Raw genomic sequence first — 17160 nt, 5'->3', positions numbered from 1 at the left:
ACACCGGCATTCAGATGTCGAGCGCCCTCGCGATCCGCAGCACGGCCTCGCGGATGATCGGCCGCGGGGTGGCGAAGACGAAACGCGTGCACCCGATCGCGGCCTGACCGCACAGGGCGCCGTCGGTCATCGCCACGCCGGCGTTCTCGCGGAACCAGGTTCCGAGGTCGGCATGCGCACCGAGTCCGGCCCATAGCTGGGTGTCGCGGAAGTCGAGCAGAGCGATGTACGTCCCCTCCGGCACGGTGACCCGCACACCGGGAAGGTGCTCTGCGACAAGCTCCGCGAGCAGTCGCCGGTTGCCGTCGAGGTACGCGGTGACCTCGGCCAGCCAACCGGCGCCGCCGGTGTATGCGGCGAGCTGCGCGATCACGCCGATCGTCGCAGTGCCATGACCGGCCCAGCCGCCGTCGACATCCCACGCCTGCCGGGTCTCGTCGTTCGTCAGGATCAGCTGCGCGCACTTGAAGCCGGCGAGGTTCCACGCCTTCGACGCCGAGGTCGCGGTCAGCGTGTGCGCGGCCGCGGCATCCGACACCGACGCGTACGGGATGTGGCGGGCTGGCGCGTACACCAGTGGAGCGTGGATCTCGTCGGAGAAGACCCGGCCGTCGGCATCCGACACCGTCTGCGCGATCGCCAGCAGCTCTTCTCGAGTCGCGACGGTTCCCAGCGGGTTGTGCGGGTTGCAGAGCACGAGCAGCTCGCCGCCTTCGGCGAACGCGGCGGCGACCGCCTCGAGGTCCATCGTCCAGCGCCCGTCGACCTCCCGGCTGGGCACCTCGATCACGCGCCGTCCGTGCCGCAGCGGCACGTCGAGGAACGGCATGTAAGCCGGCGTCGGGACGATGACCGCGGCGCCCGGCTTCGTGTACGTGGTGATCGCGAACTCGTATGCGACGATCACATCGGCGATCAGCCGCACGTCGCCGCTCGGCACGGTCCAGCCGTACCGGTCGGCGTGCCAGTCCGCCACCGCCCGCTGCAGGGCGTGGGCGATCGGCAGGGGCAGGTAGCCCGTGAGCCCGGTGCGCAGCGCCTCGGCGACGGCATCCGAGATCGCCGGAGCCACGCCGAAGTCCATCTCGGCGACGAACGTGCCGATCGTGTCGGGGAAGCGCGTCCACTTCACGCTGCCGGCCCGCCGCAGGTCGGCAGCGGTGATCGCGTCGTACGGGTGCGGGGCGAGGTCGGCGAGGCTCATGCATCCATTCTGGTGTGCTCCCCGGCATCCGGGGCTGCCCGCGCCGCGCGGCGTCACACGTCGCTACAGCCAGCCCTTGCGCTTGAAGGCGAGGTAGAGGCCGCCGCCGAGCGCGGTCATCGCCGCGATAGAGAGCGGATACCCGAAGGCCCAGTGCAGTTCGGGCATGACGCGGAAGTTCATCCCGTAGATCGACCCGATCAGGGTCGGCGCGAACAGGATCGCCGCCCAGGCCGAGATCCGCTTCATCTGGTCGCCCTGACGAATGCTCTCCTGGGTCATCCGCCGCATCTCCTCGTTCTGCCGGCGTGCGACGATCGTCGACTCGACGGTCAGCGCGTTCTCGAGCACCGCGCGGAAGGTGGCGGCCCGGTCGGCGACCCGGATGGCGTGGTCGTGCACGTCTCTCAGGCGGCGCTGCAGCTCGGCATCCGCTCCCCGCCTCTCACCCTCGCGCAGCAGGCCGCCGACGATGTCCGTCAGCGGCTGCGCGGCGCGCTGGAACTCGAGCACCTCGCGCGAGAGCTCGTAGATGCGCTGCGTCGCGTCGACGTCGTCGACGAACAGCTGGTTCTCGATCTCGTCGATGTCGTTCTCGAGTCCGGCGAGAACCGGCGCGTACCTGTCGACCACCTCGTCGAGGATCGCGTACAGCACGGCCTCCGGGCCCTGGGCGAGCAGCTCGCGGTCGGCCTCCAGGCGGCGGCGCACATGCCCGAGGTCGGGCTCCTCGGCGTGGCGCACGGTGACGACGAAGTCGCGCCCGACGAACACGTGCACCTCGCCGAACTCCACCTCCTCCTCGACGTCGAGGTAGCGGGCCGGTCGCAGCACGACGAAGAGATGGTCCTCGTAGTGCTCGAGCTTGGGTCGCTGATGCCCCCGCAGGGCGTCTTCGACCGCGAGTGCGTGCAGTGTGAACTCAGCGGCCACCGCCTGCAGCTCTGCGGCATCAGGTCGATACAGGCCGATCCAGCCCATGCCGCCGCGCTCGCGCATCAGTTCGAACGTCTCGTCGATGCTGCGGGGATTCGCTGTGCGCGCGCCGTCCACGTAGATGCCGTTGTCGACGATCGCCATGCCCTGCCTCCCGAACCCGCCGAATTCGCGCTGTCGCCGAACGTATCACCGCGAACGGGCCCCGCCGCTGCACGGCGGGGCCCGTTCGATCAGATGATGTCAGCGCTTGCGGCGCGCGGTGATCACGATCGCCGTGACGATTCCGGCGAGCAGCACGACGCCGAGCCCGATCAGCACCGGCCAGGGCATCGCATCGGACTGCTCGTCAGGCTGCGCCGCATCGGAGGGCTGCTCGGTCGGCTCTGCCGCAGCCGTCTCGGTCGGGGTGGGCGTCGCGGAGGCCTCGGACGCGGTCAGCGAGAACGCGTACTCCCCCGACGTCGGGTGGCCGTCGCTCGAGACGACCTGCCAGGTGACCGTGTAGGCGCCAGCGGGCATCCCCTCGGCCAGCGGAACCGTGACCGTGTCGGCGGCGACCGTCGGCGACCCGGCGACCCAGTCCTTGCCCGACTCGTCGACGACGGTCAGGGCGGTGCCGCTGTTCTCGTCGAGCGAGAGCAGGGCGTTCGAGAAGGTGAGCACGACCTCCGTCGGCGCGGTGGTGAGCTGCGAATCGGCCGCCGGCGTGCTCGAGACGATCGTGTCGTGAGCCGACGCGGGCGCGGCGACGGCGAGCGTGGCGACGGCGGCCACGGCGAGCGCGGCGATGATGGTGCGGATACGGAACATGGAGACCTCTTTCTTGATGCCGTGAAGCGGCGAGTCATCTGGAAAGGCGCGCGAGCGCCCGGCGCTGCCCGTGGGCGGCGATGGATCAGACGACGCGAAGAGGCGGGCCGCGTCGGCGCAGCGGGCTCCGCCGCTGATCGGTTCGACGCGGTGCCGTGAGCGCCACCCACCGCGGCCGGGCGGGGATGGCGGGAACGGCCGGCGTGATGGCGACGGCGCGGGTCAGCCAGCGGACGACGGCGGATGCCAGAGCGATGAGCGTCTGGATCAGGCGCTCACCGCGGTGCAGGGCGATCACGGTGATCATGGCAGCGACACCGTGCGCGACCCACATGCCCGCGTCCTCGGGGACGAGCACGGGGCTGCCGGCCGGGAGCGTGAGCGGCCCGTGGACGTGCGGTGCGATAACGCCACGCGGCGTGATCGCGCCGAGCACGAACAGCACGTGGAACAGCGCCTGCGACACCATCACCGAGAACGTCAGCCGGATGGCCGAGAGGCGGATGCCCGAGAGCAGCGTGCACACCATGAACGACAGCAGCCACGGAACGGCGATGCCGAGCATCCCGGGCATCTGACCGCCGACGCCGACGTGGGAGGCGAGGGCGACGAAGGTCGAGACCGAGGCGCCCGCGAAGCCCCGGAGGAGCCGAGACCTACCAGACGAGCGCACCTTCCCATCCTTTCACGGAGTCACTCCGCTGCCGGTGGCGCGCAGATCGCCGCATCGGCGATGCTCTGCGCGTACTGCTCGGCCGTGAAGGGCAGGCCGAACTCGGGAGCTGTCTGCCCCTCGGCCGCCGGCGCCTTCGACGCGATCGCCGCGAGCTCCCAGGCGAGGTACGCGGCCATCGAGCCGCCGGCGGACGAGCCGTTGAGCGTGACCGCCACGGTGAAGCCGGTGGCCGGGTCGGAGTAGGCCGCCGTCGCGTAGCCGGGCACCCAGCCGTGCTGTCCGATCATCGATCCCACGAGGTAGCCGCCGCCCGTCGCCTGGTACCAGCTCGGCGCGTCGGCGCCGGCGGGGAGGGGAGCGCCGAAGCGCGCCGGCTCGGCGTTCTTCGCGCGCAGCGCCTGGCGGGCCTCGGCCTGGGCGTAGCGGCCGAGGTCGGTGATGGTCGACACGACGCCCGAGTCGGTGAAGCCGATGCTCGAGGAGCTCTCGGTGATGTCGACGGGCGCGGCGCAGTCGTATCCGCCGCCTTCGACTGCGGGCAGGTACGTGCCCTTGAGCGCGGGCGCCGGTGCGGGCGCCGCCGACTCGCGCGGCGGAAGCGAGGTGGACGGCAGCTCGAGCGGCCCCGTGACGTACTTCGCGATCAGCTCGGACGCGCTGCGGCCGGAGATGCGCTCCAGCGCCATGCCGAGCATGAGGTACCCGGCATCCGACTCGCGGTACTCGGTGTGCGCGGGCGTGCGGCCGGTGCCCAGCCCGAAGCTCGCCAGCTGCATGGGCGCCCACTCGCGCGCCGGCGTGTTCAGCCAGTACGGCTTGACCACGCCCTCCGAGGAGCCGACGCCGCTCGTGCCGTTGCACAGGTCGAGCAGGGTGATGTCGGAGAGGTCGGCGACGCCGGAGACGTACTTGGGCACGGGAGCGTCGAGCTCGACCGTGCCGTCGTCTACCATGCCGTAGAGCACATCGCAGGTCATCAGCCGCGTCACGTCCGCGACGCGGAACGACATGTCGGCGGTGACCTCGGCACCACCCGGACCCTGCGTGCCGAGGCCGGTGACCCACTGGCCGCTCCAGGGCACCCAGACGCCGACGATCGCGCCCGACGAGCCGCTCGCGATGATCGCCTGTTCGACGGCCGCCTGCAGCTGCCCGGTCACGTCGTCGGGCAGCTTCGCGTCGACCTGCTTCGGTGGCGTGTAGCTGAAGTCGGCATCCGACGCGGTGCAGCCGGTCAGTGCGAGAGCCAGTGCGAGCGCGCCGCCCACGGCTGCGCGCACACGGCGCGACGAACGAAGATGCATAGGACACTCCCCCGGGATGGACTCTCCGAGTCTAGGGCGACGAGGCTGAGAGGCCGCCCGTGACGGCACCCGGTTCCGGCGTCTTCCGATCCGGGTCGGCGCTCGTGGCCGTCTCGGCCCTCTCGGCCGTCTCGGCCCTCTCGTCCGTCTCGGCCCTCTCGGCCTGGCGGGCCTCCCACGCCTCGCGCATGAAGCGGCGCACGTCCTCGTCGACGCGGATGTCTCTCGGCCGCAGCGGGCGCGAGAGGTACAGCCCGTCGAGCGACGTGAGCCGCGACAGCGCGACATACGTCTGCCCGGGCGCGAAGGCGCCCGATCCGAGATCGACGACCGCGCGATCGTAGGTCTTCCCCTGCGACTTGTGGATGGTGACCGCCCAGGCCAGGCGCAGCGGGAACTGGGTGAACTCCGCGGCGACCTCGCGGGTGAGGGTCTTCGTGCCCGGGTTGTATGCGTAGCGGAATCTCTCCCACACCGCCGGCTCGACATCGAACTCGTCGCCGTCGACATCGACGCGAACGGTATCGCCGAGGATGCGCGTGACCGTGCCGATCGACCCGTTCACCCAGCGCGGGGGCTCGCCCTGCATCGCGATGTCGTTGCGCAGGAACATCACCTGTGCGCCCACCTTGAGCTTGAGCTCGGCGTCGGCGGGGTAGTTCGCCTCACCGCGGCCGAAGTCACCCGAGACCTCGGCGTGCGCGGTCTGCTCACGGCCGGGGAGTGCGGCGAGATGGCGCCGATTGATGTTGTTCACGATGTCGTTGCGCGTCGCGAGCGTGATGATCGGCACCTCCCCCGGCTCGGGTTCGGGCGGTGTGCGTGCGCCCCTCTCGTTCAGCACCCCGGCGATGTCGGCGGTGACGCGTCCGTAGCGCACGGCGTTGAGCATCGCCTTGAACCCGTCGTCGGACTGGCGGTGGATGTGCACCAGCTCGTGCACGCGCAGCGTCGCGCCGTAGTTGCCGATGTCCAGCATCACATCATGGGTCGCCGAGCCTGTCGAAGCGCCACCGGTCCACACCTTGGCGTCGAAGAACCAGAACGAGCGGTAGTGATCCTGGATGTAGCGCAGCTCGTCGCCGCGAGGCGGCACGGGCGCGAGCTGGTACGGGTCGCCGAACATGACGATCTGCACCCCGCCGAACGGGATGCCTCTCTTGCCGCGCGCCTGCCGGAGAGAACGGTCGATGGCATCCATCAGATCGGCGTTCACCATCGAGATCTCGTCGATGACGAGCGTCTCGATCGCGTTGAGGATGCGCCGGGTCGCATCCGACTGCTCGATCTCGCTCTCGGCGATGAGCCCGATCGGCAGCCGGAAGAGCGAGTGGATCGTCTGCCCCTCGACGTTCAGCGCGGCGACGCCGGTGGGCGCGCAGATCGCGATCTGCTTCTTCGTGTTCCACGCGAAGTGCTGCAGGAGGGTCGACTTGCCGGTGCCGGCGCGACCGGTGATGAAGACGTGCTCATCGGTGTCCTCGATGAGTCGGAACAGTGCGTGCTGTTCTTCGGAGAGGGCGACGGACACGCCCCTATGTTAAGTCTTCGCCGCGTGCGTTCGGCTCCGTCCCAGCGCTGACTCCTTAGAATTGCGCCATGATGCAGGGGCGGGTATCACCGGGGCGAGCGCGCCCGCGCAGACGCTCCAGCCTGCGATCCGACCTCACCCTGCTGGCCGTCATCGGCGTGCTGCTGTTCACCGCCCTCACCGCCGGCGGGATGTCGCTGTACCAGTCGTTCTACAGCCCTTCCGCCTTCGTGCAGCGATACGTCGATCTTCTCTCGAGCGGTCGCGCCGCCGAGGCGCTGCAGGTGCCCGGCGTCTCGCTCGACCTCGCGGTGCTGCAGGATGCCGGGATCGACGCGTCCGCCTCCGAGGCGCTGCTGCGCCGGGCCGCCCTCGCCCCGCTCACCGACGTGACGGTCACCGAGGAGGGCACGAAGGATGGCGTGCACCAGATCGTCGTCGACTACCGCGCCGGCGGGGTGCGTGGCACGTCGACCTTCACCATCGCACAGGACGGCTGGGTGGGAGTGACCCCGAACTGGCGCTTCACGGCCAGCCCGCTGGCCGAGATCGAGCTCACCGTGCGCGGCGCCGACGTCTTCGCCGTGAACGGATTCGCGATCGACCGGCGTCAGGTCTCTGTGGACGGCGGGGGCGCCGCACCCCTCGACCCCCTTCATCTGCTGGTGTTCACCCCCGGCAGGTACTCGGTGACCGTCGACACCGCCATCTCGTCGACCCCTGGTGTGAGCGTGCTCGCCGACACGGCGCTCGCCCGCACGCCGGTGGACGTGCAGGCCCAGCCCACCGAGAAGTTCATCGAGGTCGTGCAGCAGCAGGTCGAGCAGTTCCTCACCGACTGCGCGACGCAGGAGGTGCTGCAGCCCACCCGCTGTCCGTTCGGTCTGCAGCTGCACAACCGGCTCGCCCCCGACACCGTGCCGAAGTGGTCGATCATCGCGCAGCCTGTCGTCAGCCTCGTGCCCGACGGCGGCGGGTGGGCGCTGCCGCCCGCCGACGCCACGGCGCACATCGAGGTGAGGATCCAGTCGCTCTTCGACGGCACCGTGCGCAAGGTGTCGCAGGACGTGCCGTTCAAGGTGAACGGCACCGCGACCGTCCTCCCCGACGGATCGGTGTCGATCCGGGTCGGCTCTCCCGACGGCGACCAGCCGACCCTCGAGGACTGACGGCTCAGCGCACCCGGTCGCGCTCGGCCATTCTCGCGAGGCGCGCGTTGTACTCCTCCAGCTCGGCATCCCCGGTGCGGTCGGCGTGCCGATCACGTCGACGCTGCACCTTGGCATCCGACCTCGACCACTGGATCGCGAGCGTCACCGCAAGGATCAGAGTCGGGATCTCGCCCACCGACCACGCGATGCCGCCTCCGATGTACTGGTCCTCCATCGGCGTCGGTCCCCACGTGCGGCCCATCGACCCGAACCAGTCCGCGACGAACAGACCCTCCTGCATCATGATCGCCATGCCGAAGAACGCGTGCATGGCCATCACCGCGATCAACGTGATCAGGCGGCCCGCGTACGGCAGGCGGTACGGGATCGGATCGACGCCGATCAGCGTCAGCACGAACAGGTAGCCCGAGATGAGGAAGTGTATGATCATCCACTCGTGCCCGAGGTGGTCGTACATCGCCCAGCGCACCAGATCGGTGAAGTAGAACGCCCACAACGACAGCACGAAGATGGCGGCGGCGACGAACGGGTGCGTGATGAAGCGTGAGTACGGCGAGTGCACGGCCCACAGGATCCACTCGCGTCCGCCCCGGGTGCCGTCGTCGCGCTTGCGGATGGCACGCAACGCGAGCGTCACCGGCGCCCCCATCACCAGCAGCACCGGGATGCCCATGCCGAGCAGCATGTGGCCGAGCATGTGCACGCTGAACAGGTAGTCCTGGTACTCGTTGATCGGACCGCTGGTGACCCACAGCAGCAGCGCCAGGCCGACCATCCAGAAGATCGTGCGGTGCGGTGGCCAGGCATCCCCCCGGCGGCGCAGCCGGACGATCCCCGCGATGTAGAGGAATACCCCGAAGCCGACGGCCGCGATCCACAGCACGTCGAGGTCGAATGACGTGAACCAGCGGCTGACGGTCAGCTCTGGCGGCAGCGGCGAGCGAGTGAGGCGCTCGGCGGGGGTCTGCACGGCGGGCGCCTGCTCGCCGAGCGGCGGGGGCGTGCGGGCGAGCGCGGCGGCGGCACCCGAGGCGATGCCCATCAGCGCGAGCTCGCCGAGGATCAGCGACCAGAACGCGCGCTTCTCGCGGGCGCCCTCGAGATGCGGGATGAGCCGGCGGCGGTACCACGCCCCGAAGAGTCCGAGGCCGAGGAGGGCGACCGTCTTGCCGATGACGATCAGACCGTACGGCGAGAGAAGCTCACTCCACTCTCCCAGCGCCACCACGGTGCGTGCGACTCCCGAGAACCCGACAACCACGAACGCGGCGATCGCCAGCGACGAGTAGCGTGCGACGAGCACGGGCAGGTCGATCCGGGCATCCGGCTTCGCGTTCTTCGCCTTGCCCGCCTTGCCGGCCTTGCCCGCGTTGGCGTCGAGGTGGCGCAGGATGACCAGCAGCAGCAGGCCGCCGACCCACACGGCGGCCCCGATCGTGTGCATCAGGATCGCGTTGACGGCGACGGTGTGACCGGCGACGTCGCCCGAGTGGCCCTGGGTGGCCATCGGCAGGAACGATGCCGCGGCCAGCACGGCGGTGAGCATGATGCCCGTCCAGCTGCGCCAGCCGAACAGCAGCAGCGTGATCACGGCACCCATCAGCGTGCTGATCAGCCATGCCTGGCCGAGCGGCAGTTCGAGCAGGTAGCGGCCGAACTGCTCGCCGAAGCCGCGGTCGGCGCTGAGCTTGGGGTTGAACGCCGCCATGAAGGTGAGGAAGGCGGTAGCTCCCGAGCCGATGGTGAAGACGGCGGCGCCGACGGATGCCGTGTCGACCGCGAGTTCGAACGGCCGGGTACTTGCGCGCAGTCCGAACAGCGCCAGCACGAGCGAGCCGAACATCGCGGCAGCGCCGAGGTTGGCGACGAGTTTCACGGTCGGCAGACCCCACATGACGATGGGGCCGGGGTCGAGCAGCTTCGGGGGCACCGCGCCGCCGCCGACGATCAGGGCGGCGATGACGCCCGCGATCCCGCTGACGACGAGGATCGCCAGGCCAGCGAGACGGTACGGATTCACCCCTCCAGCCTACGACCGATACGACGGAAGGCCGCCCCCGGAGGGACGGCCTTCACGTACGGCAAGCGGTCTTACTTGACGGCTGCCTTCAGCTTGGAGCCAGCGGTGACCTTGACGCGCTTGCCGGCCGGGATCTTGATCTCGGCGCCGGTCTGCGGGTTGCGGCCGGTGCGGGCAGCGGTGTCGACCTGCTCGAACGCGATCCAGCCCGGGATCGAGACCTTGCTGCCCTTGGCAACGGCGTCCGAGACGGTGGTGAACAGCGAGTCGAGCACGCGCGAAACGGTGGCCTGGCTCTCGCCGGTAGCGGAAGCGATGCTCGCGACGAGCTCGGTCTTGGTGATGGACTTGTCAGCCATGTCACTCCTCCAGCGACGACGGTCCGTCGCATCGTGTTGATTTCGAGGGAGAGACCCCCGTCGGTCGTTCGACCGCCTCGAATGTACCAACCACAGCACAGGAATCCGCGTCATTTCGCGGGTTTTGGCGCGATTTCCCGGCGAGTTGCGTCACTTTGGTCACTTCAGTCACAGATTCGGTCGGCCCGGGCGCTGCGCGGGGCCGGCGGCTCCGCGCGCGAAATGCAGGAGTTCTCCCGGAATGCAGGAGCGGATGCCCGCCCCGCTCCTGCATTTCGCGTGCACTCCTGATATTCACGCGGTCATCGATCGGCGAGATGCAGACCCTGGGCGACGGCCTCGGTGATCACCGCCTGCACCTGCTCCCATTGATCCATCACCTGCTCGTAGCTGAATCGAAGCACGTGGAAGCCGTGGAGCGCGAGCAGCGCGTCATGGGCGATGTCGCTCGTTCGCTGCGGGCCCGTATGCGTGGCGCCGTCCAACTGAATGACCAGGCGCTTCCCGATCAGCAGATCGACGCGGTGCCCGTACAGCCAAGCCTGAGCGAGCATCGGCAGCCGCAGCCACTGCAGCCGGTGAATGATGATCGTCTCGAGGCCGGAATCGGCAAAGGGACGAGCCCGGTCGAGCACTTCGCGGGCGGCAGCGGGAAGGTCGAGTCTGGCCATGGATGCCCGGTCGATGAGGTCCTTGTTCAGCGCCGATTCCCAGATGACCAACGCGGTCTCCAGCGGCTGGCAGCGCGCGACGAGCACCAGTGCGTTGCGCAGATCGTCTTCCACGGCATCCGGTTCCCGAGGTATCACCGGCTGTGCCCAGTGGACGACGGCATGCTCGGGCACCGAGAACCGGGACGAATGCGGCGACGCCACGACGTGCCGTTGATGCCGCTCGGGAACCCAGAGCCCCCGACGCTCTGCGAGACTGACGCAGCTGATAACGAGACCTCGACGCACCACCGCCAACGCGAACCAGTCGGCATCCGGCAGCGCGACCCAGCCATTGCGCGGCTTGATGACGGCGCCCTCCGCTTTCGCCCGGCGGATGGTGTGCTCCGGCACGCCGGCGTCACGCAGAGTACGCGTTCGGGTGATCCCGCCGCGCCGACGCAGCTCTTCGAACAGGTCCATCCGAAGAGCTTCCACCGGCGAGGGGTTCCGAGTCGGGGCCGCACCCGGCAGATGGGAATAGAGCCGCGAAACCCAGGAATGTGCAGGGCATCCGGAATGCAGGATCTCTCGCGAAACTCAGGAGCGGATGCAGGAATGCATCCTGCGAATCAGGTGAAGTCCTGTGTTTCGGCAGGTGGCTCGAAGGGGAAATGTGTGCACTCCGGGCGGGGATGCGAAAGGGGCGAGGATCCGAAGATACTCGCCCCTTCTGCGACTGGTGCTTACCAGCTCGACTTGGTGATGCCGGGCAGCTCGCCACGGTGGGCCATGTCACGGAAGCGGACACGCGAGATGCCGAACTTCGTGAGCATGCCACGGGGGCGGCCGTCGATGGCGTCACGCGAGCGCACCCGCACGGGCGACGCGTTGCGCGGGAGCTTCTGCAGGCCGATGCGGGCGGCCTCGCGCGCCTCATCGGTGGCGTTCGGGTCGACGAGCGTCTTCTTCAGCTCGGCGCGACGCTCTGCGTAGCGCTCGACGATGACCTTGCGCTGCTCGTTGCGAGCGATCTTGCTCTTCTTAGCCATGGATCAACGCTCCTCTCGGAATTCGACGTGCTTGCGGACCACCGGGTCGTACTTCTTGAGCACGAGGCGGTCGGGGGTGTTGCGACGGTTCTTCTTGGTCACGTACGTGTAACCGGTGCCCGCCGTCGAACGGAGCTTGATGATCGGACGAACGTCCTGAGCCTTCTTGGCCATTAGAGCTTCACACCCTTCGCCTTGAGGTCCGCGACGACCTTCTCGATACCACGAGCGTCGATCACCTTGATGCCCTTGGCGGACACGTTCAGGGTGACCTTACGACCGAGCGACGGCACGTAGTAGGTCTTCTTCTGCACGTTCGGGTCGAAGCGGCGCTTCGTCCGGCGGTGCGAGTGCGAGATGTTGTGACCGAAGCCGGGAACAGCACCGGTCACCTGGCACACTGCTGCCATGTTGTGACTCCTTCATTACCGTGAGGCCGGACGGCCTCACCCAAGATCCCTTGTCTGCATCCCACCCTTCGACAGACTCAGAACCCATGACAGGACCCGAGATCGAGAAGAGGGAAGTGGGATACGAACTGCGCACAGGAGTGTGCACAGACAAGGGGTCAGTCTAGCACGGCGCGGTCACCCAGCCGTGCCGCACCGCGACTGCATCAGAAAAGGCTGTGCAGATCGTCTCGAATCGTGGTACTCTACCCGCGTAGATCACTGGGGAACCGAGGGGTCTCGGAACCGTTCTGAGGGGCACGGTTCCGAGGCCCCTTCCCTTTGTTGACACCCGTTGACGGCGAATGGGAGACTGCGGCATATGGCGTTCACCATGGGGCTCGTCGGCGCGGGCCAGTTCGCAGGTCAGTTCGCCACCCTCTTTCATCATCATCCCGGCATCTCTGGCGTGCATGTCACGGACGTCGTGCCTTCGCGCGCGTCCGACCTGGTGACATCCGCCGGCCTCGCCGGCACGTTCGACAGCTTCGCCGAGATGGTCGCCTCACCGGCGATCGACGCGATCGCGATCTTCACCCAGCGCTGGATGCACGGCCCGCTGGTCGTCGAGGCGCTGCGCGCCGGCAAGCACGTCTACTCCGCCGTCCCCATGGCGATGACCGTCGACGAGATCGGCGCGATCATCGACGCCGTGCGCGAGACCGGCCTCACCTACATGATGGGCGAGACGAGCTACTACAACCCGGCCACCGTCTACGCCCGGCAGAAGCTCGCCTCCGGCGAGTTCGGTCAGCTGTTCTACGGCGAAGGCGACTACATCCACGACATGGACCTCGGGTTCTACGAGGCCTACCAGTACTCGGGCGGCGCGGAGTGGAAGAGCACCGCCAGCTACCCGCCGCTGCTGTACCCCACGCACTCGATCGGCGGCGTACTCGGCGCGTGGCCCACCCACGCCGTGGCGGTGTCGGCGATCGGCGTGACCGACCAGCGCGGAGACGGCGTCTTCGAGCGCGGCGTCAGCCAGTTCGACAACGACTTCTCGAACTCCACCGCCCTGTTCGAGGTCGCGGGCGGCGGATCCATGCGCATCAACGAGTTTCGCAGGGTGGGCTATCCCAGCCACCTGCGGGAATCGCGCTTCCGCTGGTTCGGCACGGAAGGGTCGTTCGAGCAGATCGCCCGCACCACGGTGTGGCAGACACGCCAGGGCCTCGAGGACATCTCGCATCTCATCGACACCGACCCCTCGGCATCCGCCGACGATCCCGCCCTGTCGAGGATCGCACCCGCGCTGCGCGACGCGTTCGTGTCGGGGTACGCGGCGATCCACGAGCAGGAGCGCGCGCGGATCCCCGTCGAGCTGCAGAAGCTGCCCAACGGGCATGAGGGCAGCCACCACTTCCTCGTCGACGATTTCGTGCGCGCGGTGACCGATCAGACGCTGCCGCCGGTGAACGCCTGGCAGGCGGCGCGGTTCACGCTTCCTGGCGTGATGGCGCACGAGTCCGCACGTCTGGGCGGCGAGCGGCTTATGATTCCCGATATGGGACAACCGCATGCACGCTGACCGCCGACCGCGGTCTGTGACCCGGGCCGACGTCGCCCGTTATGCCGGCGTCAGCACGGCCGTCGTCAGCTATGTGCTCAACGATGGGCCGAAAGCCGTCGCGCCGCTCACCCGGGAGCGGGTGCTCGACGCGGTGCGCGTGCTCGGCTACCGTCCGAACGCCGCCGCACGGGCGCTGTCGATGGGCTCGGCCGACATGTTCGGCCTGCTCGTGCACGACAACCGCAGCCCGTTCTTCGCCGAGCTCTGCCACGCCCTCGATCAGGCCAGCGCCGACAACGGCCGCTCACTGCTGATCGTGAACTCCGACCGCGAGCAGGTGGCGACGTCCGAGCAGATCCGCGATCTCGTCTCTCGTCAGATCGGCGGTCTGATCATCGCCGACGTGCTGACCGCGCGCGAGCAGTCGCTGGTCGAGGCGCTCGGCATCCCCACCGTGGTGATCGGCCAGTTCGGTGAGACCGACGGTCTGCACAGCGTGGGCGTCGACTTCGCGGTCGGCGCGCGCGCCGCGACCGAGCACCTCATCGGCCACGGCTACCGCGACATCGGGTTCGCGGGAAGCGCCGCCCGGTACGACGAGCGTGAACGAGGCTGGCGCGATGCGCTGGCCGCGGCCGGGCTGCCGCTCGGACCGCTCGTGCACGTGCCGTTCACCCACCAGGGCGGCTACGACGCGGCGATCCAGCTGATGGCGGCTCCCCGCCGACCGCGAGCGGTGCTCGCGGCATCTGACCAGATCGCGATCGGCATGCTCGCCGCCTTCGGCCAGCACCGCGTGCGCGTGCCCCACGACATCGCCGTCGTGTCGTTCGACGGCACCGTCGCCGCCGACTTCGTGTGGCCGCGGCTGACCACAGCGGTGCAGCCGCTGGAGGAGATGGCGAATGCCGCGGTGAGCATCCTGCTCAAGACGGGCGACCAGCGCCGACACCATGAGTTCGCCACCGAGCTGCGGGTGCGCGAGTCCTGCGGGTGCACCCCCGCAAGCTGAGAGCCCCCAGCCCCCGGGCCGGCCGGAATGCCGACGCATCCTCGTCGCCCCGAGGAGGGCGACATGTTTGCGTCAACGAGCGAATGACGTCGATCTTCTATCGGAAGCCGTCGACGGAATGAGAGCGCGATGGCCGTCGCTCAGTCGCGCTGGCTTTCGAGAGTCCGTGCCGCCTCCCGCGCGCCGCGCCCCCACCGGAACGGCGACACGGTCGGGTCGCCGGTGATCCAGAAGCGCCAGGGGAAGGCATCCGTTCCGGCCGTCCCCGCGACACCCACGCGCGGGCCCGACGAGACGTCGGCCACCGGATCACCCCAGCTCAGCCGGGCGATCGCGCCATTCTGCTCCCCACCCGAGACGAAGTCGATGCCGTCGTGCAGGGCGTGACGCAGACCGAGCGCCTGCCCCAGCCGGCCCGGCCCGCGTGCGAGGTCGCGCAACGCGATGCGCGACAGCGGCGTCGCGATGCCGCGACGGTGCGCGGCGGCATCCACTCCGCCGACTATCTCGCCGGCGCGCAGCAGCACTCCGCCCGCCGTTCCCTCGGGCCCGCAGACGACGTTGATGCACGAGTGGATGCCGTGGCTGAGGTACACGTACAGGTGGCCGGGCTCGCCCCACATCGTGGCGTTGCGGGCGGTGGGTCCCATCCGCGCGTGCGAACCGGGATCGGGCAGGTCGCCGGTGCCGCGACCGTGGTACGCCTCGACCTCGGTGATACGCACAGTCGTCTCGACGCCGTCGACGATGGTGCGCAGCCGGGAACCGAGCAGCCGCGGGGCCACCTCGATCGGCAGCCCGAGCAGGTCTCGGCGGTCGACGGTCATGGCAGCGGGGCCGTGCGGCACCACGAGATGTCGAAGCCGCTCAGGGTGGGCAGCTCGCGATCGCCGACGAGGTCGATGAGGCTGGTGTGCAGGGTGACGGGGAGGGGCAGCAGCAGGTCGTCGTAGTCGTTGCTCGCGAGGTCGGGGGCGATCGTCACGGCGGCGTACTGGCCGCTCGGCGAGACGCAGGTCTGCAGGATCGAGTCCGCGCCGCTCACCTCGACGATCATGGTCGCGGCGCCCTGCTCGTCGACCCGCACGACGGCCTGACCGGTCGGCATGCCCAGCTCGTCGCGCTGCACGACGTGCCTCAGGGTGCCGCCGGGGAAGGCCTCGATGCCGACCGCGTCGCCGTAGTCGGGGTCGGAGGCGGGCAGCGGCTGCTCGGTGCCGTCAGTGAGATCGAGCACGACGAAGCTGCCGTCGGCGCGCTCGATGAGCGCGGTGTACGTGCCCCGGTTGACGCCGAGGATGCTCGCCGCGGTGCCCATCGGCTGCGCGCCCGCGTCGCTGGTGGGATCCTCCACCGTCAGGGCGCCGTCGAAGTCGATGAACACCAGCGACGATGAATCGGGCACGAAGCGCCACTCGGCCACGTTCGTTTCCTTGCCGTCGATCTGCACGATGCGCGGTTCACCCGCGCCGCTGAGCGCCTGGGTCACGAGCACACTGGCGCGTCCGGTCGTCTCGGTGAGATCGCGGTCGGAGTAGCTGTATCCGACCAGACCCGCGCGGTCGGAGACCTGCACCGACGAGACGTACCCCTCGCCCGGCAGCGGCAGTTCACGCTGGTCGGAGCCGTCGCGGTTCATCACGAGCAGGCGCGAGCCGTCGTCCTCCTCGACGGCGACGACGAGCACGTCGGTCGTGGCGCGGTAGTCGCTGATACGCGGATGCTCGAAGACCGGCGCGGCCTTCTCGCCGCTCAGGTCGGAGAGGAAGATCCGGTCGGCGCCGTCGGCCGAGCGCTGCAGCAGCATGATGCTCGAGGCGGGTGTGCGGAAGCTCGTCTCGAGGTCGGCTTCGGTGCCCCCGCCGGCGGCGGCGACACCGGCCACGGCGACCCGGTAGGTCGTGTCGTCGTGCAGCGGGACGGTGAACCGGATGCCGACGCTGCGCCCGCGCGCATCGACCGTGAACGGCACGGCGGGCTCGACGGAGACCTGTGCGGGGTCGATGGCGTCGAGGCTCTGGTTGGCGGTGAGGATCAGTCTGCTGCCGGATGCCTCGATCGCCCGCGCCGGGTCGACCTTCACCTGGCTGAGGCGGGGGCCCTGCACGAGGCTGACGACGGCGAGCACTCCGGTGATCAGGGTCAGGACGCCGAGCACCGACAGCAGCGTGAGGGTGAACCGGCGGTCGCCCGGCTCTGCGGATGGAGGGGCCGGAGCGTCGGGCGCCGGAGCTGCCGACTCCGGGGCTACCGGCTCCTGGGGTGCGGGCTCCGCGCGTGCGGGCGCCGGGGCTGCCGGCTCCGCGGCTACCGGCTCCTGGGGTGCGGGCTCCTGGGGTGCGGGCGCCGGGGCTGCGGGCTCCCGGGTTGTCGGCTCCGGGGCGTGGGCCCCCCCTGCGGACGGCGCCGATCCGGGGGCCGACACTCCAGATGTCGGACGTGTCTCCACGATCGGTCCGACATCTGGAG

Annotated in this window: 17 protein-coding genes; 3 read left to right on the top strand and 14 right to left on the bottom strand. The window is 69.4% G+C overall.

Going from position 1 to position 17160, the window contains the following annotated elements:
- Positions 1–10 precede the first annotated feature (10 nt).
- The 6 genes from ACWGSM_RS09915 to ACWGSM_RS09890 all read right to left on the bottom strand — a co-directional run bounded on the left by ACWGSM_RS09915 (position 11) and on the right by ACWGSM_RS09890 (position 6464).
- Entirely contained in the window at positions 11–1204 is a 1194-nt protein-coding gene (locus ACWGSM_RS09915) for a MalY/PatB family protein (RefSeq protein WP_452322750.1), read from the bottom strand.
- A 63-nt stretch (positions 1205–1267) separates the two neighbouring features.
- On the bottom strand, positions 1268–2284 hold the full coding sequence (gene corA / locus ACWGSM_RS09910) for a magnesium/cobalt transporter CorA (RefSeq protein WP_452322749.1): 1017 nt from the start codon (positions 2282–2284) through the stop codon (positions 1268–1270).
- Between the two features lie 99 nt (positions 2285–2383).
- Positions 2384–2953, bottom strand: a complete 570-nt coding sequence (locus ACWGSM_RS09905) for a copper resistance protein CopC (RefSeq protein ID WP_452322748.1) — start codon at positions 2951–2953, stop codon at positions 2384–2386.
- Between the two features lie 85 nt (positions 2954–3038).
- Complete coding sequence (locus ACWGSM_RS09900) at positions 3039–3626, bottom strand: hypothetical protein (RefSeq protein WP_452322747.1); 588 nt, start codon at positions 3624–3626, stop codon at positions 3039–3041.
- A gap of 20 nt (positions 3627–3646) precedes the next feature.
- Positions 3647–4933, bottom strand: coding sequence for a serine hydrolase domain-containing protein (locus ACWGSM_RS09895; RefSeq protein WP_452322746.1), 1287 nt, complete (start codon positions 4931–4933; stop codon positions 3647–3649).
- A gap of 31 nt (positions 4934–4964) precedes the next feature.
- Complete coding sequence (locus ACWGSM_RS09890) at positions 4965–6464, bottom strand: ATP-dependent DNA helicase (protein WP_452322745.1); 1500 nt, start codon at positions 6462–6464, stop codon at positions 4965–4967.
- Positions 6465–6532: 68 nt separating this feature from the next.
- Here ACWGSM_RS09890 and ACWGSM_RS09885 point away from each other — a divergent pair, with 68 nt between their 5' ends.
- Positions 6533–7633: a hypothetical protein gene (locus ACWGSM_RS09885; protein ID WP_452322744.1), complete on the top strand. Its 1101-nt coding sequence runs from the start codon at positions 6533–6535 to the stop codon at positions 7631–7633.
- 4 nt (positions 7634–7637) lie between these two features.
- On the opposite strand, the gene ACWGSM_RS09880 is transcribed toward ACWGSM_RS09885, so the two are convergent.
- The 6 genes from ACWGSM_RS09880 to rpmB form a co-directional block, all read right to left on the bottom strand.
- The gene (locus tag ACWGSM_RS09880) at positions 7638–9656 is read right to left on the bottom strand and encodes a cytochrome c oxidase assembly protein (RefSeq protein ID WP_452322743.1); all 2019 of its coding nucleotides are present in this window, start codon (positions 9654–9656) and stop codon (positions 7638–7640) included.
- A gap of 71 nt (positions 9657–9727) precedes the next feature.
- Positions 9728–10015, bottom strand: coding sequence for an HU family DNA-binding protein (locus ACWGSM_RS09875; RefSeq protein WP_071645077.1), 288 nt, complete (start codon positions 10013–10015; stop codon positions 9728–9730).
- A 302-nt stretch (positions 10016–10317) separates the two neighbouring features.
- The gene (locus ACWGSM_RS09870) at positions 10318–11148 is read right to left on the bottom strand and encodes an endonuclease domain-containing protein (protein ID WP_452322742.1); all 831 of its coding nucleotides are present in this window, start codon (positions 11146–11148) and stop codon (positions 10318–10320) included.
- A gap of 263 nt (positions 11149–11411) precedes the next feature.
- A complete protein-coding gene (gene rpsN, locus ACWGSM_RS09865) occupies positions 11412–11717 on the bottom strand; it encodes a 30S ribosomal protein S14 (protein ID WP_313355641.1) in 306 nt (101 codons plus the stop codon).
- Between the two features lie 3 nt (positions 11718–11720).
- On the bottom strand, positions 11721–11891 hold the full coding sequence (gene rpmG, locus ACWGSM_RS09860; protein WP_046014935.1) for a 50S ribosomal protein L33: 171 nt from the start codon (positions 11889–11891) through the stop codon (positions 11721–11723).
- On the bottom strand, positions 11891–12127 hold the full coding sequence (gene rpmB / locus ACWGSM_RS09855; RefSeq protein ID WP_071645079.1) for a 50S ribosomal protein L28: 237 nt from the start codon (positions 12125–12127) through the stop codon (positions 11891–11893). Before rpmB ends, rpmG begins: the two co-directional genes overlap by 1 nt.
- Positions 12128–12488: 361 nt before the next feature.
- Here rpmB and ACWGSM_RS09850 point away from each other — a divergent pair, with 361 nt between their 5' ends.
- Positions 12489–13697: a Gfo/Idh/MocA family protein gene (locus ACWGSM_RS09850; RefSeq protein ID WP_452322741.1), complete on the top strand. Its 1209-nt coding sequence runs from the start codon at positions 12489–12491 to the stop codon at positions 13695–13697.
- The gene (locus tag ACWGSM_RS09845) at positions 13687–14691 is read left to right on the top strand and encodes a LacI family DNA-binding transcriptional regulator (protein WP_452322740.1); all 1005 of its coding nucleotides are present in this window, start codon (positions 13687–13689) and stop codon (positions 14689–14691) included. The genes ACWGSM_RS09850 and ACWGSM_RS09845 overlap by 11 nt, the downstream gene beginning before the upstream one ends.
- 140 nt (positions 14692–14831) lie before the next feature.
- Here ACWGSM_RS09845 and ACWGSM_RS09840 read toward each other — a convergent pair whose 3' ends face one another.
- Both ACWGSM_RS09840 and ACWGSM_RS09835 read right to left on the bottom strand, forming a co-directional pair.
- The gene (locus ACWGSM_RS09840; RefSeq protein ID WP_452322739.1) at positions 14832–15518 is read right to left on the bottom strand and encodes a DNA-3-methyladenine glycosylase; all 687 of its coding nucleotides are present in this window, start codon (positions 15516–15518) and stop codon (positions 14832–14834) included.
- Complete coding sequence (locus tag ACWGSM_RS09835) at positions 15515–16849, bottom strand: hypothetical protein (protein ID WP_452322738.1); 1335 nt, start codon at positions 16847–16849, stop codon at positions 15515–15517. Before ACWGSM_RS09835 ends, ACWGSM_RS09840 begins: the two co-directional genes overlap by 4 nt.
- Positions 16850–17160 lie beyond the last annotated feature (311 nt).

The organism is Microbacterium sp. NPDC055521 (genome assembly GCF_053619695.1).
Note: the sequence above shows the minus strand (reverse complement) of the source record. Positions and strands in the feature narration are given on the sequence as shown.